Origin of the sequence: Streptomyces monashensis, assembly GCF_001866665.1 — a bacterium.
In the GTDB taxonomy this organism is placed as follows: Bacteria; Actinomycetota; Actinomycetes; order Streptomycetales; family Streptomycetaceae; genus Streptomyces; species Streptomyces monashensis.
In genome coordinates, this window is record NZ_MLYO01000008.1 from 1 (window position 1) to 18,265 (window position 18,265).

The 18,265-nt window shown below is 73.2% G+C and carries 16 protein-coding genes and 1 pseudogene; 2 read left to right on the forward strand and 15 right to left on the reverse strand.

Translation table 11 applies throughout. The features are described 5' to 3' along the window. The 13 genes and pseudogenes from BIV23_RS53065 to BIV23_RS01325 all read right to left on the reverse strand — a co-directional run. Positions 1-275: pseudogene (locus BIV23_RS53065) on the reverse strand (hypothetical protein); the annotation flags it as partial. 186 nt (positions 276-461) lie between these two features. Next, positions 462-1,379, reverse strand: a complete 918-nt coding sequence (locus tag BIV23_RS01270; protein ID WP_071378820.1) for an alpha/beta hydrolase — start codon at positions 1,377-1,379, stop codon at positions 462-464. Positions 1,380-1,577: 198 nt separating this feature from the next. Beyond that, the gene (gene kynU / locus BIV23_RS01275; RefSeq protein ID WP_071378821.1) at positions 1,578-2,810 is read right to left on the reverse strand and encodes a kynureninase; all 1,233 of its coding nucleotides are present in this window, start codon (positions 2,808-2,810) and stop codon (positions 1,578-1,580) included. Continuing rightward, positions 2,803-3,648: a tryptophan 2,3-dioxygenase family protein gene (locus BIV23_RS01280; RefSeq protein ID WP_071378822.1), complete on the reverse strand. Its 846-nt coding sequence runs from the start codon at positions 3,646-3,648 to the stop codon at positions 2,803-2,805. The genes kynU and BIV23_RS01280 overlap by 8 nt, the downstream gene beginning before the upstream one ends. A gap of 150 nt (positions 3,649-3,798) precedes the next feature. Further along, entirely contained in the window at positions 3,799-4,212 is a 414-nt protein-coding gene (locus BIV23_RS01285) for a DUF3151 domain-containing protein (protein ID WP_071375180.1), read from the reverse strand. Positions 4,213-4,346: 134 nt separating this feature from the next. Continuing rightward, a complete protein-coding gene (locus BIV23_RS01290; protein ID WP_071378823.1) occupies positions 4,347-5,795 on the reverse strand; it encodes an MFS transporter in 1,449 nt (482 codons plus the stop codon). Between the two features lie 63 nt (positions 5,796-5,858). Continuing rightward, entirely contained in the window at positions 5,859-6,881 is a 1,023-nt protein-coding gene (gene fbaA, locus BIV23_RS01295) for a class II fructose-bisphosphate aldolase (RefSeq protein ID WP_071378824.1), read from the reverse strand. A gap of 144 nt (positions 6,882-7,025) precedes the next feature. Next, a complete protein-coding gene (gene pyrE / locus BIV23_RS01300; RefSeq protein WP_071378825.1) occupies positions 7,026-7,574 on the reverse strand; it encodes an orotate phosphoribosyltransferase in 549 nt (182 codons plus the stop codon). A gap of 10 nt (positions 7,575-7,584) precedes the next feature. Beyond that, complete coding sequence (locus tag BIV23_RS01305) at positions 7,585-8,391, reverse strand: aldose epimerase family protein (protein ID WP_071378826.1); 807 nt, start codon at positions 8,389-8,391, stop codon at positions 7,585-7,587. A gap of 40 nt (positions 8,392-8,431) precedes the next feature. Then, positions 8,432-9,238, reverse strand: coding sequence for an SRPBCC domain-containing protein (locus tag BIV23_RS01310; protein ID WP_071378827.1), 807 nt, complete (start codon positions 9,236-9,238; stop codon positions 8,432-8,434). A 67-nt stretch (positions 9,239-9,305) separates the two neighbouring features. Next, entirely contained in the window at positions 9,306-10,949 is a 1,644-nt protein-coding gene (locus tag BIV23_RS01315) for a polyamine aminopropyltransferase (protein ID WP_071378828.1), read from the reverse strand. 88 nt (positions 10,950-11,037) lie between these two features. Then, positions 11,038-11,559: a DUF2617 family protein gene (locus BIV23_RS01320; protein ID WP_071378829.1), complete on the reverse strand. Its 522-nt coding sequence runs from the start codon at positions 11,557-11,559 to the stop codon at positions 11,038-11,040. Positions 11,560-11,946: 387 nt separating this feature from the next. Further along, on the reverse strand, positions 11,947-12,276 hold the full coding sequence (locus BIV23_RS01325; RefSeq protein ID WP_071378830.1) for a hypothetical protein: 330 nt from the start codon (positions 12,274-12,276) through the stop codon (positions 11,947-11,949). Between the two features lie 136 nt (positions 12,277-12,412). On the opposite strand from BIV23_RS01325, the gene BIV23_RS01330 reads away from it, so the two are divergent. Together BIV23_RS01330 and BIV23_RS01335 are read left to right on the forward strand one after the other, a co-directional pair. Further along, entirely contained in the window at positions 12,413-13,597 is a 1,185-nt protein-coding gene (locus tag BIV23_RS01330) for a pyridoxal phosphate-dependent aminotransferase (protein ID WP_071378831.1), read from the forward strand. A 165-nt stretch (positions 13,598-13,762) separates the two neighbouring features. Beyond that, complete coding sequence (locus tag BIV23_RS01335; protein WP_071378851.1) at positions 13,763-14,893, forward strand: hypothetical protein; 1,131 nt, start codon at positions 13,763-13,765, stop codon at positions 14,891-14,893. Positions 14,894-14,906: 13 nt separating this feature from the next. Here the strand turns inward: BIV23_RS01335 and BIV23_RS01340 are convergent, their stop codons facing one another. Both BIV23_RS01340 and clpB read right to left on the reverse strand, forming a co-directional pair. After that, entirely contained in the window at positions 14,907-15,455 is a 549-nt protein-coding gene (locus BIV23_RS01340) for a YbjN domain-containing protein (protein ID WP_071378832.1), read from the reverse strand. A 104-nt stretch (positions 15,456-15,559) separates the two neighbouring features. Then, the gene (clpB, locus tag BIV23_RS01345) at positions 15,560-18,166 is read right to left on the reverse strand and encodes an ATP-dependent chaperone ClpB (protein WP_071378833.1); all 2,607 of its coding nucleotides are present in this window, start codon (positions 18,164-18,166) and stop codon (positions 15,560-15,562) included. Positions 18,167-18,265: the final 99 nt, after the last annotated feature.

The following is an 18,265-nucleotide window of genomic DNA, read 5'->3' on the forward strand; positions in this document are numbered from 1 at the left end:
GCCGGGATCCGGGGGTGGGTGGTCGCGGCGGAGAGGGGGGCGGCGATGGCCGTGGTGAGGAGGGCGGCGAGGAACGCGCGCCGCCAGTGCCTGCGGCGTCTCGGCGGGAGCAGCCTCCGCCTCGGCTTCGCCGTCGGCGCCGTGCTTCCCACGTGCACCGCGCGTGACTGTTGCGTCGTCGGGTGCGGGCGGCCCTCGTCGGGCGCACTCGCCGTCGGCGGCTGCGCGCGGGAGGAGAGGCGGGGGTCGGGGGTGTGCGGGAGGTGGTGCCCCATGGTCGGCTTCCTTTCGGAAAGCCCGGCCATCGGGCCTTTCCAGCAAGGAAGTTATGGATCGGGGCGTGTGGTCGGCGTCCCGCCTGAGAGCGGTCCTTCGGGGTAGCTCTCAGGTATTACGGGTATGACCGGGAACGACCCCCAAGGGGCGGGACCCGGCGATCGTCCGGAGCGCAACCATCAACGTCACCAGGCAAGTTGGGCGATCTCCTCCGCCACCACCGCGCAGGCGTCCGCCGCCGGGTCGATCAGCGGGAAGTGGCCCACGTCCTCCAGCAGGGTCAGGCCCGCCACCTCGCCCGCCTTCGCCGCGGCGTCCGCGTACGACTCGGCCACCGCCTGCGGCACCACCAGGTCCGCACGGCCCTGGACGAGCGTCGTCGCGATGCCCGTCGGGAGGAGGAGCGCGGGGTCGGCGTACGGGCGGCGCTCGGCGAACACGTCGCGCCCGCCGAGGAGTTGCAGGCTCGCGTTGCCGCAGACGTCCAGCTTCTCCGCCACCTCGAAGTCCGCGATCGGGGCGAGGGCGACGACACCGCGGAGGAGGGCCGGGCCCGCGGTGCGCCACGGGGCGTCCGCGGGCAGCACGTGCCGGGCCGCCGCCCACAGCGCCAGGTGGCCGCCCGCCGAGTGGCCCGTCAGCACCGTGCGGCGCGGGTCGGCCTCCGGCAGCGCGGTGCGGACGAGGTCCGGCAGGGCGTCCAGGGCCGCCGCCACGTCGTCGAACGTCTCCGGCCAGCGACCCGCCAAGGGGGTGGCGCCGTCTCCGGTGCCCGCGTCCGCCCCCGTGTTCTGCCCCGGGAGCAGGGGAGGCTCGCCACCCCGGCGGTACTCGACGTTCGCCACCGCGAAACCCCTACGGGCCAGGTAGTCCGCGAAGGGGGTGATGTGCGTGCGGTCGTAGCGGGCCCGCCAGGCGCCGCCGTGCAGGACCACCACCAGCGGGGCCGGGGTGTCCGGGGCGGTGGACCGGGGGGCGTAGAAGTCGATGACCTGGTCGGGGTGGTCGCCGTACGCGGAGCTGATGTCGGGGTCGACCGGGGGGTGCGAGAAGGCCGACTCCTCTTCGGCGGCGGCGCGGGCTGCTGCTGCGTCGTCCGGCATGCTCCAACCTCTCAGCGACGGAAGGTGTTTGGCGTGTGGCGGACCAGAGGGGGAACTCTGCGTTCACCGTTGGCGGGGACGGTATCAGGCCGGTGACGTGCGCGGACATGGGGTTGTCACGCAGGGTGAGGGGGAGCCGTTCCGTACCTCCCGGGGGGAGGGCCGGGGCTGTCCCGGCCCCCTCCCCCGGGCCGTCGCCTACGCCAGCTCCTCGCCCAGGATCCGCGCCGCCCGCTCCGCGTCGGCGAAGCCGACGTACAGCGGGGTGAAGCCGAAGCGGAGGACGTCAGGGTGCCGGAAGTCGCCCACGACACCCCTGTCGATCAGGCGTTTCATCACCTCACCGGCATCCGCACAGCGCAGTGCGACCTGGCTGCCGCGCTCCTCGTGGCGCTCGGGTGTCACGGACTCGACGCGGCCCGGCTCCGTGTACGCCCGCACGCAGCGCAGGAAGAAGTCCGTCAGGGCGAGGGACTTCGCGCGGACCGCCGGGACGGGGACGCCGTCCCAGACCTCCAGGGCCGCCTCCAGGGCGAGCATGGAGAGGATGTCCGGGGTGCCCACCCGGCCGCGCAGCGCACCCGGTGCCGGTGCGTAGGACGGGCTCATGCCGAAGGGCTCGGCGTGGGAGTTCCAGCCGGGCAGCGGGGAGTCGAAGCGGGGCTGGTGCTCCCGGCGGACGTAGAGGTACGCCGGTGAACCCGGGCCGCCGTTCAGGTACTTGTACGTGCAGCCGACCGCCAGGTCGACCCCGTGCTCGTCCAGCCCCACCGGCAGCGCGCCCGCGCTGTGGCACAGGTCCCAGACCGCGAGGGCGCCCACGGCGTGGATCGCGGCCGTCAGCCCGGGCAGGTCGTGCAGGCGGCCCGTGCGGTAGTCGACGTGGTTCAGCAGGACCGCCGCCGTACGGGTGCTCAACGCCCCCGGTACCTCCGCCGGGGTCACCGGGCGCAGGGTACGGCCGGTCAGGCGGGCCGCCGACTCGGCGATGTAGCCGTCCGTGGGGAACGTCGTCGCGTCGACGAGGATCTCGCTCCGGCCCTCGCCTCCCGCCTCGCCCGCCGCGTCCGCCATCCGCACCGCCGCCACAAGTGCCTTGAAGACGTTGACACTTGTGGAGTCGCCCACGACGATCTGGCCGGGGGCCGCGCCGACCAGCGGGGCGATCCGGTCGCCGATCCGTTCGGGCGCGGTCCACCAGCCGCTCTCGTCCCAGGAGCGGATGCGCAGCTCGCCCCACTGCCGGCGCACGACGTCCGCCACCCGGTCGGGGACGTGGGCGGGCAGCGCGCCGAGCGAGTTCCCGTCCAGGTACACGCCCGCGGAGTCAGCCGCATGATCAGACGCGGTGCCGAGGACGAAGCGGTCCCGCAGCGGTGCCAGCTCGTCCGCCGCGTCCAGTTTCTCCGCTTCCAGGGCAAGCTCAGACATGGGACCTCGCCGTCCACAGCTCCGGGAACACGTTCTTGCGGGCGCGCTTCTCCAGCCAGGCCACGCCGGCCGAGCCGCCCGTGCCGGGCTTGGCGCCCATCGCGCGGCGGGTGGCGACCAGGTGGTCGTTGCGCCAGCGCCACACCAGTTCGGCCACGTCGGTCAACGCCTCGCCCAGGCGCGCGAGTTCGGTGTCCGGATCGCCGGAGTAGACCGCCGCCCAGGCCTGCTCGACCTGGTCGGAGGGCTCGTAGCGCTGGGAGACGTCCCGGTGCAGGACGCCGGCGGGGACGGTGTGGCCGTGCCGGGCCAGCAGGCGCAGCACCTCGTCGTACAGGCTCGGCTCGTGCAGCGCCTTCTCCAGTTCCGCGTGGGCACGGGGGGCGCCGCGGTGCGGTACGAGCATGGACGCGGACTTCTCGCCGAGCAGGAACTCCATGCGCCGGTACATCGCCGACTGGAAGCCGGAACCCTCGCCGAGGGCGGAGCGGTAGGAGTTGAACTGGGCGGGGGTGAGCTGGGCGAGCGGGGTCCAGGAGGCGTTCAGGGCCTCCAGTTCCCGCACGGAACGCTTCAGCGCGGCGATCGCGGTCGGGACGTCGTCCGCGCGCAGGGCGTCGGCGGCGGTCTCCCACTCGTGCACGATCACCGTGAACCACAGCTCCATGACCTGGGTCGTGACCAGGAAGACCATCTCTCCGGGATCGTCGGAGAGGGTGTGCTGGAGGTGCGTGAGGACGTCCGCGCGGACGTAGTCCTCGTACGGCGTGGTGCCCTGGAAATCGAGATGCGGGGTCTCGGGCTCAGCGGCCTCGTGGGGGCGAGCCTGTTGGGACATCGCTGTCTCCTGTTGTACTCCGGGTAGCGGTCCGCCCCTGCCGATCCCGGCACGGGGGCCCCGGTCCCCACCCGCATCCTCTGTAATCGGCTCCTGTACGGCAAGGCCCGTCCGCTGCCAGACGGGCCACACCGGGAACTCCCGTAGGGGTCAGCCCAGGGTCTGGGCGGCCGTCGGCGAGGAGTCCTTCAGGAACTGCGCGCAGCGCTCGTACTCCGCCTGCTCGCCGATGGCCTGCGCGGCACGGGCGAGGGCGTGCAGGGCACGCAGGAAGCCGCGGTTGGGCTCGTGCTCCCACGGCACCGGGCCGTGCCCCTTCCAGCCGCTGCGGCGCAGGGCGTCCAGACCCCGGTGGTAGCCCGTACGGGCGTAGGCGTACGACTCCACGACCGCGCCGCGCTCGAACGCCTCGTCGGCCAGCTGGGCCCAGGCGAGGGAGGAGGTGGGGTACTTGGCGGCGACGTCCGCGGGGGCGGCGCCGTTCGCGAGGAGTTCGCGCGGCTCCGGGTCGTCGGGGAGGTGGGTCGGGGGCGGGCCGCCGAGAAGGTTCTCGTGAATCGTCATGGGGTCCAGTGTGGCTCACTGATCGGTTCCCTGCGCCGCAGCACCCAGAAGGGGCGCGGGCCTGCGTCGATATGCGGCTCCGCCGCGCGGGCGCGGGCAACCCACCACGCCCCGCACCCGGAAGACCGGCCTGGTCACCGCTGCCCCTCCAGCGGCGGCACCGTCACACTCCCATGGGTCCGGCACTCCGGTCGCAAACACCCCGGACGCGGTCGGCGGACCAGCGCGAAGGCCAGCGCCGAGCCCACCACCAGCACACCCGCGCAGATCGGCATGGCGCGCCGGAACGCCGCGTCGAACGCCGACGGCAGCCGGTACGCCTCCGGGCCCATCCCCGCCAGCAGCGGCAGCGCCGCCACCGCGATCAGGCCTGCGGCCCGCGCCGCCGCGTTGTTGATGCCGCTGGCCAGGCCCGCGCGGGCGGTGTCCACCGAGGCGAGGACCGTCGCCGTCAGGGGGGCCACCAGGGTGACCATGCCGGCGCCCATCACCAGCAGGGCGGGCAGGACGTCCGTCAGGTAGTCGGCGTGCGGCCCCACCCGCAGCATCAGCAGCATCGCCGCCGCGCACAGGAGCGGGCCGGCCGTCAGGGGCAGCCGCGGGCCCGTGCGGTCCGCGAGGGCGCCCGAACGGGCCGAGAAGAGCAGCATCAGGGCGGTCGTCGGGAGCATCGCCGTACCGGCCGCGAGCGGGGAGTAGCCCGCCACCACCTGGAGCTGGAGCGCCGTCAGGAAGAAGAACCCGCCGAACGCGGCGTACACGCACAGGGTGACCAGGTTGACCGCCGTGAACTGGCGCGAGGCGAAGACGTCCGGCGGCAGCATCGGGTCCGGGCGGTGCCGTTCGACGTACCCGAAGGCCACCGTCGCGGCCAGCCCGGCCGCCGCGCTCACCGCCACCACCGCCGAGCCCGCCCGCGCCTCGATCAGCGCGTACGTCAGCAGGGCCAGGGCCAGGGCGCCCAGCACCGCGCCGAGGACGTCGAAGCGGCCGTGCTCGGTGCTGTCCCGGGACTCGGGGACGTGCCGGAGGGCGACCGGTACGCACAGCAGGGCCAGCGGGACGTTGAGCAGGAACACCCAGCGCCAGCCGGGGCCGGTGACCAGCCAGCCGCCCAGGAACGGGCCGACCGCAGCGCCGATGCCGCCGAAGCCCGACCACAGCCCGACCGCCCGGCTGCGGTCGTCGGGGTGGAAGGAGGCCTGGATCAGCGCCAGGGAGCCGGGCGTGAGGAGCGCCCCGCCGATGCCCTGCAGGGCCCGGGAGGCGATCAGCACGGCGGAGTTCGGCGCCAGGCCGCACAGCAGGGACGCGGCGGCGAACCAGACCACGCCCACGACGAAGATCTTCCGGCGCCCGTAGTGGTCGCCGAGCGAGCCGCCCAGCAGGATCAGGCCGGCCAGCGTGACCATGTACGCGTTGACCGTCCACTGGAGTGCGGCGAGGCTCGCGCCCAGGTCGCGGCCGATGCGCGGCAGCGCGACGTTGACGACGGTCGAGTCCAGCAGGGCCATGCTGGAGCCGAGGACCGTGGTGAGCAGGATCCACTTGCCCCGGGGCGAGGCCAGCCGGACATCGGGCATGTCCCCAGGTATACAGCGGGCCCGGCGCCGTAGACAGCCGCCGGGCCCGCCGAGAGGTGCCGCTTACTTGATCTTGTTGCCCGCCGAGCGCAGGTTCTTCGTCGCCTCGACGACACGCGCGGCCATCGACGCCTCGGCCAGCTTGCCCCAGGTCCGCGGGTCGTAGGCCTTCTTGTTGCCGACCTCGCCGTCGACCTTCAGGACGCCGTCGTAGTTGGCGAACATGTGGCCCGCGACCGGGCGGGTGAAGGCGTACTGGGTGTCCGTGTCGAGGTTCATCTTCACGACGCCGTTCTCCAGCGCGGTGGCGATCTCCTGCTCGGTGGAGCCGGAGCCGCCGTGGAAGACGAAGTCGAACGGGGACTGCTTGCCGAACTTGGCGGCGACGCCGTCGTTCAGCTCCTTCAGCAGCTCGGGGCGGAGCACGACGTTGCCCGGCTTGTAGACGCCGTGCACGTTGCCGAAGGACGCGGCCAGCAGGTAGCGGCCCTTCTCGCCGAGGCCGAGGGCCTCCACCGTGCGGATCGCGTCGTCGACCGTGGTGTAGAGCTCGTCGTTGATCTCGTGCGAGACGCCGTCCTCCTCGCCGCCGGTCGGGGTGATCTCCACCTCCAGGATGATCTTGGCGGCCTGGGTGCGCGCCAGAAGTTCCTGGGCGATGGCGAGGTTGTCGGTGAGGGTCTCGGCCGAGCCGTCCCACATGTGCGACTGGAAGAGCGGGTTGCGGCCGGACTTCACGCGCTCCTCGGAGACCGCGATCAGCGGACGTACGTACCCGTCGAGCTTGTCCTTCGGGCAGTGGTCCGTGTGCAGCGCGATGTTGACCGGGTACTTCTCGGCGAGGACGTGCGCGTACTCGGCGAGCGCGACGGCGCCGGTCACCATGTCCTTGCTGTACTGACCGCCGAGGAACTCGGCACCGCCGGTCGAGATCTGGACGATGCCGTCGCTCTCCGCCTCCGCGAAGCCGCGCAGCGCCGCGTTCAGGGTCTGGCTCGAGGTGACGTTGATGGCCGGGTAGGCGAACTTGCCTGCCTTCGCCCGGTCGAGCATCTCGTTGTAGACCTCGGGGGTTGCGATGGGCATCTGTCCGCTCCTTGTGTTGCGGGTTGGCGTTGTGCGTGAAGGCCCTGACCTAGACCTGGGGGGTTCGACGCCGTCGTCGGCCCCATCTTTCCAGACCCGGCGCCGTCGCCGGCGCACCGGTCAAGTCCAGGTCGAACCGCCCGTTCAGTCCAGACCCAGTTCATCCTTCGAGAAGGCGAACCGGTACGGAACGCCCGCGCCGGCCTCGATCTTCTCGGCCGCGCCGGTCGCGCGGTCCACGATCGTGGCGACGGCGACGACCTCCGCGCCCGCCTCGCGCACGGCCTCGACGGCGGTGAGCGGGGAGCCGCCGGTGGTGGAGGTGTCCTCGACCACGAGCACGCGGCGGCCCGCGATCTCCGGGCCCTCGACCCGGCGCTGCATGCCGTGCGCCTTGGCCGCCTTGCGGACGACGAAGGCGTCGAGCCGCTTCCCGCGCGCGGCGGCCGCGTGCAGCATGGCCGCCGCGACCGGGTCGGCGCCCATGGTCAGGCCGCCGACCGCGTCGAACTCCAGGTCCGCCGTCAGATCCAGCAGCACCTGCCCGACCAGCGGCGCGGCCTCGCCGTCGAGGGTGACGCGGCGCAGGTCGACGTAGTAGTCGGCCTCCAGCCCCGAGGAGAGCGTCACCTTGCCGTGCACCACGGCCTTGTCCTTGATCTGCTGCAGCAGCGCGTCGCGTACGTCCGTCATGCCGACCAGCTTAGAGGCGCCGCCAGCTCCAGGTCGTCGATGCCTCCAGCGGGTCCACGGGGGTGACCAGGCGCGCGGCGGTGTTCAGGCCGTTGGGCGGGCCGGTCTGCGGTTCCACGCACACGGCCTCGGCCTGCTCGTCGTAGACGACGACCCACTCCTCGCGGCTGGTCACCCGCAGCTCCAGCCGGCCGGGCCAGGTGAGGGTCACGTCGACGCCGCCGGGCATGCCGAAGCAGTCGTCCCAGGGGCCGGGCGTGCGGTCGACGCGCTTTCCGGTGGGCAGGTGGTCCGCGCCGCGCTCCTCCTGCCAGGCGGGCTCGAAGGCGAGGACCGCGTCCGTGCCGGCCGCGCCGTCCTCGCCCGCGAGGGTCCGGTTGAACCAGGGGTGCCAGCCGATCTGCGCCGGGAAGGAGTCCGCCGTCGCCTCGACGCCCGCCGTCAGGGTCAGGCTGTCCTCGGCGAGCTCCACGAGCTGGGTGACCCGGCCGGGGTAGGGCCAGGGGTCGACCAGGTCGTACGTGATCGCCGCCGTGTTCTCCGTGGCCTTGGCGACGCTCCAGGCGCCGTCGCGGGCGGTGCCGTGGATGGCGTGCGGCGGGGAGTTGAGCGGCATCTGGTGGACGGTCCCGCCGTCCAGGAAGCGGCCCTCCCTGATCCGGCCGCACCAGGGGATCATCGGGAAGCAGCCGAAGCGGTCCCCCTGGCGGAGCAGTTCCATGGAGCCGACCTTGAGGCCGCTGATACGGCCGCCGTTGGCAGGGCTGATGCGTACCTGGGCGTCGCCCGCTGTCAGCGTGATGTCTTCGTTACTCACGGGATGACAGTACTGGGCGCCGCTCCGGGGCCCGCCGGGCTCACCGGCGTCTGCGCAGCGCCCTGGTCACGACGATCGCCGACGCCACGGCCAGCGCCGCCGCCGGGGCCGCCCAGCGCAGGGCCTGGTTGCCCGTGACCGTCTGGGGGGCCGGGACCGGGGCGTAGCGGCCGCGCGGCGGGGCGTGGTCGACCTCCTCGGCGCTGCGGCCGATCATCGTGCGGCGGGCGTGCGCGGCCTCGGCGGGCGGTTCGCCGGTGTCGGCGAAGTCCTCCGCCAGGCGGTCCGCCTCGGGGTCCAGGGACGGCGGCGGCACCTCCGTGTCGAAGACCGAGGTGTGCCCGGCGTCGGCCTCGGCCTCGGCTTCGGTCCCGGCTCCGGGCTCCCGCCCCTCCGGCTCCGGCTCCCCCGCACAGACCTCTTCCTCCCGCTCCGCCCCCAGGTTCTCCACAAAGCGGCCGAGCAGGCGCGTGGCCGCCGCACTCACCGCGTCCGCGGGGAGTTCCGCGATCCGGCCGGCCGCGTCCGCCGTGCCCTCGGCCGTGACCGTCGTACCGCCCTCGGTGTCCGCGAGGCGCAGGGTGAGGGCGAGTGTCACGGTGCCGGTGCCGCGGGCCTCGGTGGCGTCGCCCGCCATGTCGTACCCGCCGTCCTCGCGGGGCGTGATCCGGACCGTCCCGCGGTAGGTGACGGAGTGTCCGCCGACGCGCAGTTTCAGGCGGCCGGCGACGGGTTCGGCACCGGCGTCCTGCTGAAGGCCGGGGATCGCGCGGGCGACACGCGCGGGGTCGGCCAGCGCGGCCCGCAGTCGCTCGGCGGGGACCGGAACGAAGACCTGGTGCTCCATGTCGGCTGAGCCTACCCACGCATGGCCGGAACGTACCCTCGCAGCGCGGTCCCGGCCCGCGCCGCCGTCAGTAGCGCGGATGCACCAGCGTCGACGCCGGCAGACCGGGGATCCGGGTGCGCCGGGCCGCCACCGCGTCCGCCGTGAGCCCGGTCTGGGTCAGGGTGCGCGGCGCGTCGCGGTCCAGGCGCAGCGGCGGCGGGGCGGCGGGGGCCGGGGCGGCCAGCAGGAAGCCCCAGTCGTGCGGGGCGCGGGAGGCGCCGGCGGCCGAGCGGTCGGGGCCTGCCGCGAAGCCGGAGTCGTGGCCGAGGACCCGGTAGGCGGAGGTGGCGAAGCCGGCCGCGCGGAGCGTCGCGGCGACCGTCCAGAAGACGCGGGGGCGGCTGGTGACCGCTCCGGCGTGGACGACGAGCCGGCCGCCGGGGGCGAGGACGCGGCGGGCGAGGCCGTAGAACTCCTGGGAGTACAGCTTGGCGCCGGCGGTGATGCCGGGGTCGGGCAGGTCGGCGATCACGGCGTCGTACGCCGCCGGGGGCGCCCCGCGCAGCCAGTCGAAGGCGTCGGCCGTGGCGACGTGGACACGTGGGTCGTCGTAGGCGTGGCCGTTGGCCGCGGCGAGGCCGGGGTCGTGGCGGGCCAGCCGGACCAGGCCCGGGTCGATCTCCACGACGTCGACCCGGCGCACCCCGCGCTCGTCCAGCGCCTCGCGGGCGGCCATGCCGTCGCCGCCGCCGAGGATGAGCACGCGCGCGTGGGCGCCGCCGGACAGGGCGGGGTGGACGAGGGCCTCGTGGTAGCGGCGGGCGTCGCGGCCGCCGGCGCGGAGCCGGCCGTCGAGGAAGAGGTCGAGGGGCCGGCCGTGGGTGCCGCCGGCCAGGACGACCTCCTGGACGCCGGTGCGCACGGCGACCCGGACGTCCTCGCCGTAGACGGCGTGCCGGGCGGCGCGGTCGAAGTCGCCGGTGAGGGCTGCGGCGGAGGCGAGGACGCCGAGGACGGTGAGGCCGACGAGGAGCAGGGTCCAGCGGGCCCGGCGGGACAGGTCGCGCCGGAAGAGGCCGAGGACCAGGGCGCCGCCCGCGACCACGTTGACCATGCCGGTGACGAGCGCGCCGGTCAACTGGCCGAGAAACGGCAGGAGAAGGAAGGGGAAGGCCAGACCGCCGACCAGCGCGCCGACGTAGTCCGCGGCGAACAGGTCGGCGACCGCGCCGCCCGCGTCCTGGCGGCGGATGCGCTGGATCAGCTCCATCAGCAGCGGGACCTCGGCGCCGATGAGCAGGCCGATGGCGAGCGAGAAGGCGACCAGGAGGAAGCGGGGGCCGTCGGCCCACATCCCGCCCCAGCCGCCGGTCCAGGCGAAGACGGCGTACAGCGTCATCGCGCTGCAGCCCCCGACGAGCGCGAGGGCGATCTCGATCGCGCCGAAGCCGACGGCCGCGTGCCAGCGCAGCCGCTTGGCGGCGAGCGAGCCGATGCCCATCGCGAACACCATGACGGACAGCACGACGGAGGACTGGGTCACCGAGTCGCCGATCAAGTACGAGGCGAACGCGACGAGTTCGAGTTCGTACACGAGTCCGCAGGCCGCGCAGACGAAGACGCACACGAGGACCAGGAACCGCCCGGTCCCGGGCCGCACGGGCAGCCGGGCGGGGCCTGTCCAGTGGGGCGGGGCGCCCGGGGGCGCGGGGGCGTGCGGTTCGATCACGGTGCGACGTTACGTCACGCGCTCAGCACGCTTGGTCACCCACACGTGTGGATCTGGGGCGAGTTGGGACCGATCATGTTTATCCGCCTCACGCGGTCGGCGTCGTCACCCGCACGCCCACGCGCGTGCGGGTGGCCACCAACTGGCCGTCCTGCGGGTAGGCGTGCCAGGTCCGCCAGTGCACCTGGCCCTCGTGCCGCTGCGCGAGCATCGCGGTGAACGCGTGCGGGCTGCCCGGGAAGACGCCCGCGAGGCCGTGCGGATGGTCCGAGACGAGAGCGAGCAACTCCTGTGCGCGGCCCGCGAACGAGCCCGGCGTGAGCAGTTCGACGCGGGCGGCGAACTCGTACTCCCAGTCGCCGACGCGTTTGGCGACGCCGAGCGGCAGCGGGGTGCTGGAACCGGGGATGCACGCGACCGTCTCCGAACAACTGCCGTGCTCCTCCTCCAGCAGCACCTGGTGGGACGCGCCGAGCAGTCTCAACTGGAGCTGGGCGCCGGTCAGTTCGAGGTCGAGTGTGGCCAGGGCAGGCAGCGGCTCGCGCCCCAGGGTCCAGGCGAGGTCGGCGGCGCGCGTATCGGTGTAGGAGGTGTTCAGGGTCGTGAGCATGGATCGGCTCCGCTAACACACGATGAGGGGGAGATCAGCCACGTCAGCCAGGTCGGCGTCCCGGCCGCCCCGGCCGGGGGAGGGAGTCCGCGGGACGCCCGAGGGGCTGCGTTGGCGTTTTAGAGGGAATCATGAACAGAGCAGCCACCACAGCGTTTTTACCCAACTTCGTGGGGTTTCCATCCCTCAGAGGGCTCCACTGCTCAACTGTTCAACCATGGCGTACGCCTGGCGCGCGCGGACAACGGCCGGGCGCCCGTCGGCTGCCTTCGCCGACGGGCGCCCGTGGTGCGCACCGGAGGGGTTCCCCCGTATTCCCCCGGAATCCCCCGCGATCCCCCCGGAACTGCGTTCCCCCCGTAACCCGGGAAGCTCAGCTGCCCCGTGTCAGCTGCCTCCCCCGCATCCGCCCCCGCCGCACGAGGAGCCCCCGCCGCAGGAGTGCCCGCCCCCGCAGGAGTGGTGGCCGCCGCCGCACGAGTGGTGGCCGCCGTGGTGTCCGCCGTGGCTTCCCGAGGACGACGAACCCGAGTCACCGGCCCACCAGCTCGCGCCGCCCGCGTAACCGGCCGAGGACGACGACGAGCCGATCGACCGGGACCGGCCGCCGCGCTTGCCGAACGACACCTGCGCCCGCCGGCTCCTGGCCCGGCTCCGCAGCGCCCCTACGGTCATGAACCCGACGACTGCCAGCACGACCACGATGACGATGCCCATGGGCGTCACCCTCTTTCCGTTCCCCCGGGTTTTCCGTTGCCCCGCACCGGCCCCCCGTGGACCGCGGTGAACGGGGGATGCCCGGCCGCCCAGGGGCTCAAAGCAGAGTTGAGGAAGTCCAGAGCTTGGGCGCAGGATGACCGGCATGACCTCCACCGCGCGCCCCCACCTCAATCGCCGCCTCGCCGAGTTCGGGACGACGATCTTCGCCGAGATGTCCGCGCTCGCCACCGCGACCGGAGCGATCAACCTCGGCCAGGGCTTCCCCGACACGGACGGCCCCGAGGAGATCCGCGAGGCCGCCGTACGGGCGCTGCGCGAGGGCCGGGGCAACCAGTACCCGCCGGGCCCGGGCATCCCCGAGCTGCGCACCGCGATCGCCGCACACCAGCGGCGCCGCTACGGGCTCTCCTTCGACCCCGACACCGAGGTGCTGGTCACGGCCGGTGCCACGGAGGCCGTCGCGGCCTCGATGCTGGCGCTGCTGGAGCCGGGCGACGAGGTCGTGGCCCTGGAGCCGTACTACGACTCCTACGCGGCGTCCATCGCCATGGCGGGCGGCCGCCGCGTCCCGGTGACCCTGCGCCCGGACGACACCGGCTTCCGCCTCGACCTGGACGAACTGCGCGCGGCGGTCACCGACCGCACCCGCCTCCTGCTGATCAACACCCCGCACAACCCGACCGGCACGGTCCTCACACGCGCGGAGCTGACCGCGATCGCCGAGCTGGCGGTCGAGCGGGACCTGCTGGTGGTGACCGACGAGGTCTACGAGCACCTGGTCTTCGACGACGCCGAGCACCTGCCGCTCGCCACGTTCCCGGGAATGCGCGAGCGCACGGTCACCATCGGCTCGGCCGGCAAGACGTTCTCCTTCACCGGCTGGAAGGTCGGCTGGGTGACGGGCTCGCCCGAACTGGTCGGCGCGGTGCGCTCGGTGAAGCAGTTCCTGACGTACGTCTCCTCGGGCCCCTTCCAGTACGCGGTCGCCGAGGCCCTCGCCCTCCCGGACTCGTACTTCGAGGACTTCCGCCGCTCCATGCGGACCCGCCGCGACCTGCTCGCCGAGGGCCTCACGGCGGCCGGCTTCCGGGTCTTCGCCCCGGCCGGCACGTACTTCATCACCACCGACATCCGCCCCCTCGGCGAGAAGGACGGCTTCGCCTTCTGCCGCACCCTGCCCGAACGGGCCGGCGTGGTGGCCGTGCCGAACGCGGTCTTCTACGACGACCGGGAGGCCGGGGCGCCGTTCGTACGGTTCGCGTTCTGCAAGAAGGAGGACGTACTGCGGGAGGCGGCGCGGCGCCTGCGCGGGATGTAGGAAGCCCGGGCCGGGCAGCCGCGCGGAGCGTCGCGGCGGGCCCGCAGACGGGCGACGGCGGGTGGACCCTCGGCGCGTCACCGCACGGCCGAACGGCACTGTCGCGCAGGGTGCTCAGATGTGACCACCGCCAGTCCCGTCCGCACCGTCAGCACCGTTCTCGCCATGCCCAGGCAGGCGCAGCGTCTCGTCGCCGTAGGTCTCTTCCTCGGTGCCCGGCTGGTCGGCGCGGCCGTGCTCACGCTGGTCGCCCAGCACGCCGGCCGGCACCCGCTCGCGCTGCTCGGGCGGTCCTGGGACTCCGTCTGGTACCTGGGCATCGCCGGGCACGGCTACGGCCACGACCTGCCCTCCCCGGCGCCGGGCGTGCACAGCGACCGCGCGTTCTTCCCGCTGTACCCGGCGCTGGTGCGGGCGCTGACCGCGGTGCTGCCGCTGGGCGGGGGCGCCGCCGGGCTGTTGGTCTCGTGGGCCGCGGCCATGGCGGCCGCCGCCGGGATCCACGCGGTCGGCGCACGGCTGTACGGCCGGGCGACCGGGATCGCGCTGGTGCTGCTGTGGGGCCTGCTGCCGCACTCGGTGGTGCTGTCGATGGCGTACACCGAGCCGGTGCTGACCGCGCTCGCGGCCTGGGCGCTGTACGCGGTGCTGGCCGGGAACTGGCTGTGGGCGGGCGCCCTGGCGGCGCTCGCGGGGCTGGCCCGGCCGAACGGGTTCGCGGTCGCCGCGGCCGTACTGATCACGGCCGGCTGCCAGGTGTGGCGGCGGCGCGGCGACCTCTCCCGGGTTTCCCACAGGCTGTGGACGGGCGCGGCGCTCGCCCCGCTGGGCTGGACGGCGTACGTGCTGTGGGTCGGCCGCTGCGAGGGCGACCTGGCGGGCGGCTACTTCGAGGTGCAGCGGGCGTGGGGCTCGACGTTCGACTTCGGGCGGGGCTCGCTGCACTCCGTGCACGTGATACTCGCGCACGGCGGCCGGTTCGAGTTCACGATCGCGCTGCTGACCGTGGCGGCCGGGACGGTGCTGTACGCGCTGCTCCTGCTGGACCGTGCCCCGCTGCCGCTGCTCGTGCTCAGCGGGGCGCTGCTGCTGGTCGCGCTCGGCGGGTCGGGCTTCTTCGAGTCCAAGCCGCGGTTCCTGCTGCCGGCGTTCCCGCTGCTGCTGCCGCTCGCCCGGGGCCTGGCCCAGATGGCGAAAACCCGGCCCTGGCACGCGACCGTGCTGGTCGCGACCCTGACCGGGTTCAGCTGTCTCTACGGCGCGTACCTGCTGGTGTACGCGGACGCGCCGCTGTAGGACCGCCGGAGGACTACTCCGCGCCGTCCTCGGGCGCCTCGCCCTGCTCGCCCTGGTCCGCCTGGTCGGCGTCCGGCTCCAGGCCGAGCTGCTCGACGAGCCACTTGTCGAACTCGATCGCGGCCCGCACCCAGCTGACCGTCGAGGAGACGAAGTGGTTGATGTCGACGCCCGTGCCGATCAGCATCTGCGCCTCGCCGATGAGGCGGACGGTGCCGTCGTCGTGCGTGTGGGTGTAGACCTTGGGCCACAGGGTGCGGCGGTTCCAGTCGTCGACGGACTCCAGCAGCTGGGCCTTCTCGTCGATCTTGTGGGGGCGGTCGTAGAAGGTCCGCACCGAGAAGACGGCCTGGTCGGCCTCCCCGCGGAACATGAAGTACGTGCGGAACTGCTCCCACGGAGCCGCGAGGTCGCCCTCCTCGTCGACGACGTACTTCAGCTCCATCTGGTCGAGGAGCTGCTTCACGAGGTCCTGATCCGGGAGGACGGGGCCGGCCGGTCCCTGGGGCTGCGGTTCGGGCTGGCCCCCGAAGTTCGGAATCGAGGACGGGTCGATGCTCACCGTGAATTTCCCTTCATTGGATTCCGCCATCCTCCCCCATCCGGGGAGGGGGGAGGCAAGCCCCGCCGGACCCGTGTCAGCCCAGGGCCGGCATTCCCCCCTCGCTAGGCCCTGTCGAGCGTCTTGCCGGTGGCCGGGCCCACCAGCAGGCCCTCGCCGAAGCGGTCCACCCGTACCGTGTCGCCGTCCTTGACCTCGCCGGACAGGATCTCCCGGGCGAGCCGGTCGCCGATGGCGCTCTGGACCAGACGGCGCAGCGGCCGGGCGCCGTACGCCGGGTCGTTGCCCTCCTCCGCGAGCCAGGCCAGCGCCTCGGGCGTGACGTCCAGGGTGAGCCGGCGCTCGGCCAGCCGCCGGCCGAGGCGGTCGATCTGGAGCTGTGCGATCCGCTCCAGCTCGGACGTGTCGAGCGCGGAGAAGACCACCAGGTCGTCCAGCCGGTTCAGGAACTCCGGCTTGAAGGAGGCCCGGACGGTCTCCAGGACCTGCTCCTTCTTCACCTGCTCGCTCGTCGTCGGCTCGACCAGGTACTGGCTGCCCAGGTTGGAGGTGAGCACCAGGATGGTGTTGCGGAAGTCGACCGTGCGGCCCTGCCCGTCGGTGAGCCGGCCGTCGTCCAGGACCTGGAGCAGGATGTCGAAGACCTCGGGGTGGGCCTTCTCCACCTCGTCCAGCAGCACGACGGTGTACGGGCGGCGGCGGACGGCCTCGGTGAGCTGGCCGCCCTCCTCGTAGCCGACGTAGCCGGGGGGCGCCCCGACCAGGCGGGCCACGCTGTGCTTCTCGCCGTACTCCGACATGTCGATGCGGACCATGGCCCGCTCGTCGTCGAAGAGGAAGTCGGCGAGCGCCTTCGCGAGTTCCGTCTTGCCCACGCCCGTCGGGCCGAGGAAGAGGAAGGAACCGGCGGGCCGGTCCGGGTCGGCGATGCCCGCGCGGGAGCGCCGTACGGCGTCGGAGACCGCGCGGACGGCCTCGCTCTGGCCGATGAGGCGCTTGCCGAGCTCGTCCTCCATGCGCAGCAGCTTCTGCGTCTCGCCCTCCATCAGGCGGCCGGCCGGGATGCCGGTCCAGGCGGCGACGACGTCCGCGATGTCGTCGGAGCCGACCTCCTCCTTGACCATCGTGTCCTTGGCGGCCTCCTCCTCGGCCTCGGAGGCCTCCTCCAGCTCCTTCTCCAGCGTCGGGATCTCGCCGTAGAGCAGCTTGGCCGCACGGTCGAAGTCGCCGTCGCGCTGGGCGCGTTCGGCCTGGCCGCGCAGGTCGTCCAGCTTCTCCTTCAGCTCGCCGACCCGGTTGAGGGACTGCTTCTCCTTCTCCCAGCGGGCGGTCAGGCCGCGCAGCTCCTCCTCCTTGTCGGCGAGATCGCGGCGCAGCTTGTCCAGGCGGGCGACGGAGGCCGGGTCGGTCTCCTTGGCGATCGCCAGCTCCTCCATCCTCAACCGGTCGACGGCGCGCTGGAGTTCGTCGATCTCGACGGGGGACGAGTCGATCTCCATGCGCAGGCGCGAGGCGGCCTCGTCGACGAGGTCGATGGCCTTGTCGGGCAGGAAGCGGGAGGTGATGTAGCGGTCGGAGAGGCCCGCCGCCGCCACCAGCGCGCTGTCCGCGATCTGCACCTTGTGGTGGGCCTCGTAACGGCCCTTCAGGCCGCGGAGGATGGCGATGGTGTCCTCGACGGTCGGCTCCGCCACCAGCACCTGCTGGAAGCGGCGCTCCAGCGCCGGGTCCTTCTCGATCCGCTCGCGGTACTCGTCCAGCGTGGTGGCGCCGACCATGCGCAGCTCGCCCCGGGCGAGCATGGGCTTGAGCATGTTGCCCGCGTCCATGGCCGAATCGCCGCCGGCGCCCGCGCCCACCACCGTGTGCAGCTCGTCGATGAAGGTGATGATCTGGCCGTCGGAGTCCTTGATCTCGGCGAGCACGGACTTCAGCCGCTCCTCGAACTCGCCCCGGTACTTGGCGCCGGCCACCATCGCGCCGAGGTCGAGCGCGACCAGCCGCTTGTCCTTGAGGGACTCGGGCACGTCGCCCTTCACGATCCGCTGGGCGAGCCCCTCGACCACGGCGGTCTTGCCGACGCCGGGCTCGCCGATGAGGACGGGGTTGTTCTTCGTGCGGCGGCTGAGCACCTGCACGACCCGCCGGATCTCCTGGTCCCGGCCGATCACCGGGTCCAGCCGTCCCTCGCGGGCGGCGGCGGTGAAGTCGGTACCGAACTTCTCCAGGGCCTTGTACTGGCCCTCGGGATCGGCGGTGGTCACGCGGCGTCCTCCCCTGGCCTTCCTGAAGGCCTCCAGCAGCTTCTTCGCCTCGGCGCCCTGCGCCCGGAGCACCTCGGCGACCCGGCCGCCCCTGGCGGCGATGCCGATGAGCAGGTGCTCGGTGGACAGGTACTCGTCGCCGAGCTCCTTCGCGCGCTCGCCGGCGTCGGCGAGCACCGCCAGCAGCTCACGGTCCGGCTGCGGCGGCGCAACGGTGGATCCGGCCACACTCGGCAGCGAGGCCAGGATCTTCTCGGCCCCGGAGCGCACGGCGGCCTGGTCGGCCTCGACGGCGGCGAGCAGGTCGGTGATGTTCTCGTTGTCCTGGCCCTGGAGCAATGCCAGCAGCAGATGCGCGGCGGTGAGGTCCGGGTGCCCCTCGGTCACGGCCCGCTTGCTCGCCGCGTTGATCGCGTCCCGGCTCCTGTTGGTCAGCTCGGCGTCCACGTGTCCGTTCTCCTCCTGCGCGACTCTCTCTCCAGTGCTGACTTAGTCAGCGTACACAAAGTTGAGTCTATTCCGCTCAAGGTAGGCGGGAGGCCGTAC

Bases quoted from the DNA above. Each gene is read 5' to 3' on its own strand.
- BIV23_RS01270 (WP_071378820.1), bottom strand. From the start codon at position 1,379: ATGCCGGACGACGCAGCAGCAGCCCGCGCCGCCGCCGAAGAGGAGTCG.
- kynU (WP_071378821.1), bottom strand. From the start codon at position 2,810: ATGTCTGAGCTTGCCCTGGAAGCGGAGAAACTGGACGCGGCGGACGAG.
- BIV23_RS01280 (WP_071378822.1), bottom strand. From the start codon at position 3,648: ATGTCCCAACAGGCTCGCCCCCACGAGGCCGCTGAGCCCGAGACCCCG.
- BIV23_RS01285 (WP_071375180.1), bottom strand. From the start codon at position 4,212: ATGACGATTCACGAGAACCTTCTCGGCGGCCCGCCCCCGACCCACCTC.
- BIV23_RS01290 (WP_071378823.1), bottom strand. From the start codon at position 5,795: ATGCCCGATGTCCGGCTGGCCTCGCCCCGGGGCAAGTGGATCCTGCTC.
- fbaA (WP_071378824.1), bottom strand. From the start codon at position 6,881: ATGCCCATCGCAACCCCCGAGGTCTACAACGAGATGCTCGACCGGGCG.
- pyrE (WP_071378825.1), bottom strand. From the start codon at position 7,574: ATGACGGACGTACGCGACGCGCTGCTGCAGCAGATCAAGGACAAGGCC.
- BIV23_RS01310 (WP_071378827.1), bottom strand. From the start codon at position 9,238: ATGGAGCACCAGGTCTTCGTTCCGGTCCCCGCCGAGCGACTGCGGGCC.
- BIV23_RS01320 (WP_071378829.1), bottom strand. From the start codon at position 11,559: ATGCTCACGACCCTGAACACCTCCTACACCGATACGCGCGCCGCCGAC.
- BIV23_RS01325 (WP_071378830.1), bottom strand. From the start codon at position 12,276: ATGGGCATCGTCATCGTGGTCGTGCTGGCAGTCGTCGGGTTCATGACC.
- BIV23_RS01330 (WP_071378831.1), top strand. From the start codon at position 12,413: ATGACCGGCATGACCTCCACCGCGCGCCCCCACCTCAATCGCCGCCTC.
- BIV23_RS01335 (WP_071378851.1), top strand. From the start codon at position 13,763: ATGCCCAGGCAGGCGCAGCGTCTCGTCGCCGTAGGTCTCTTCCTCGGT.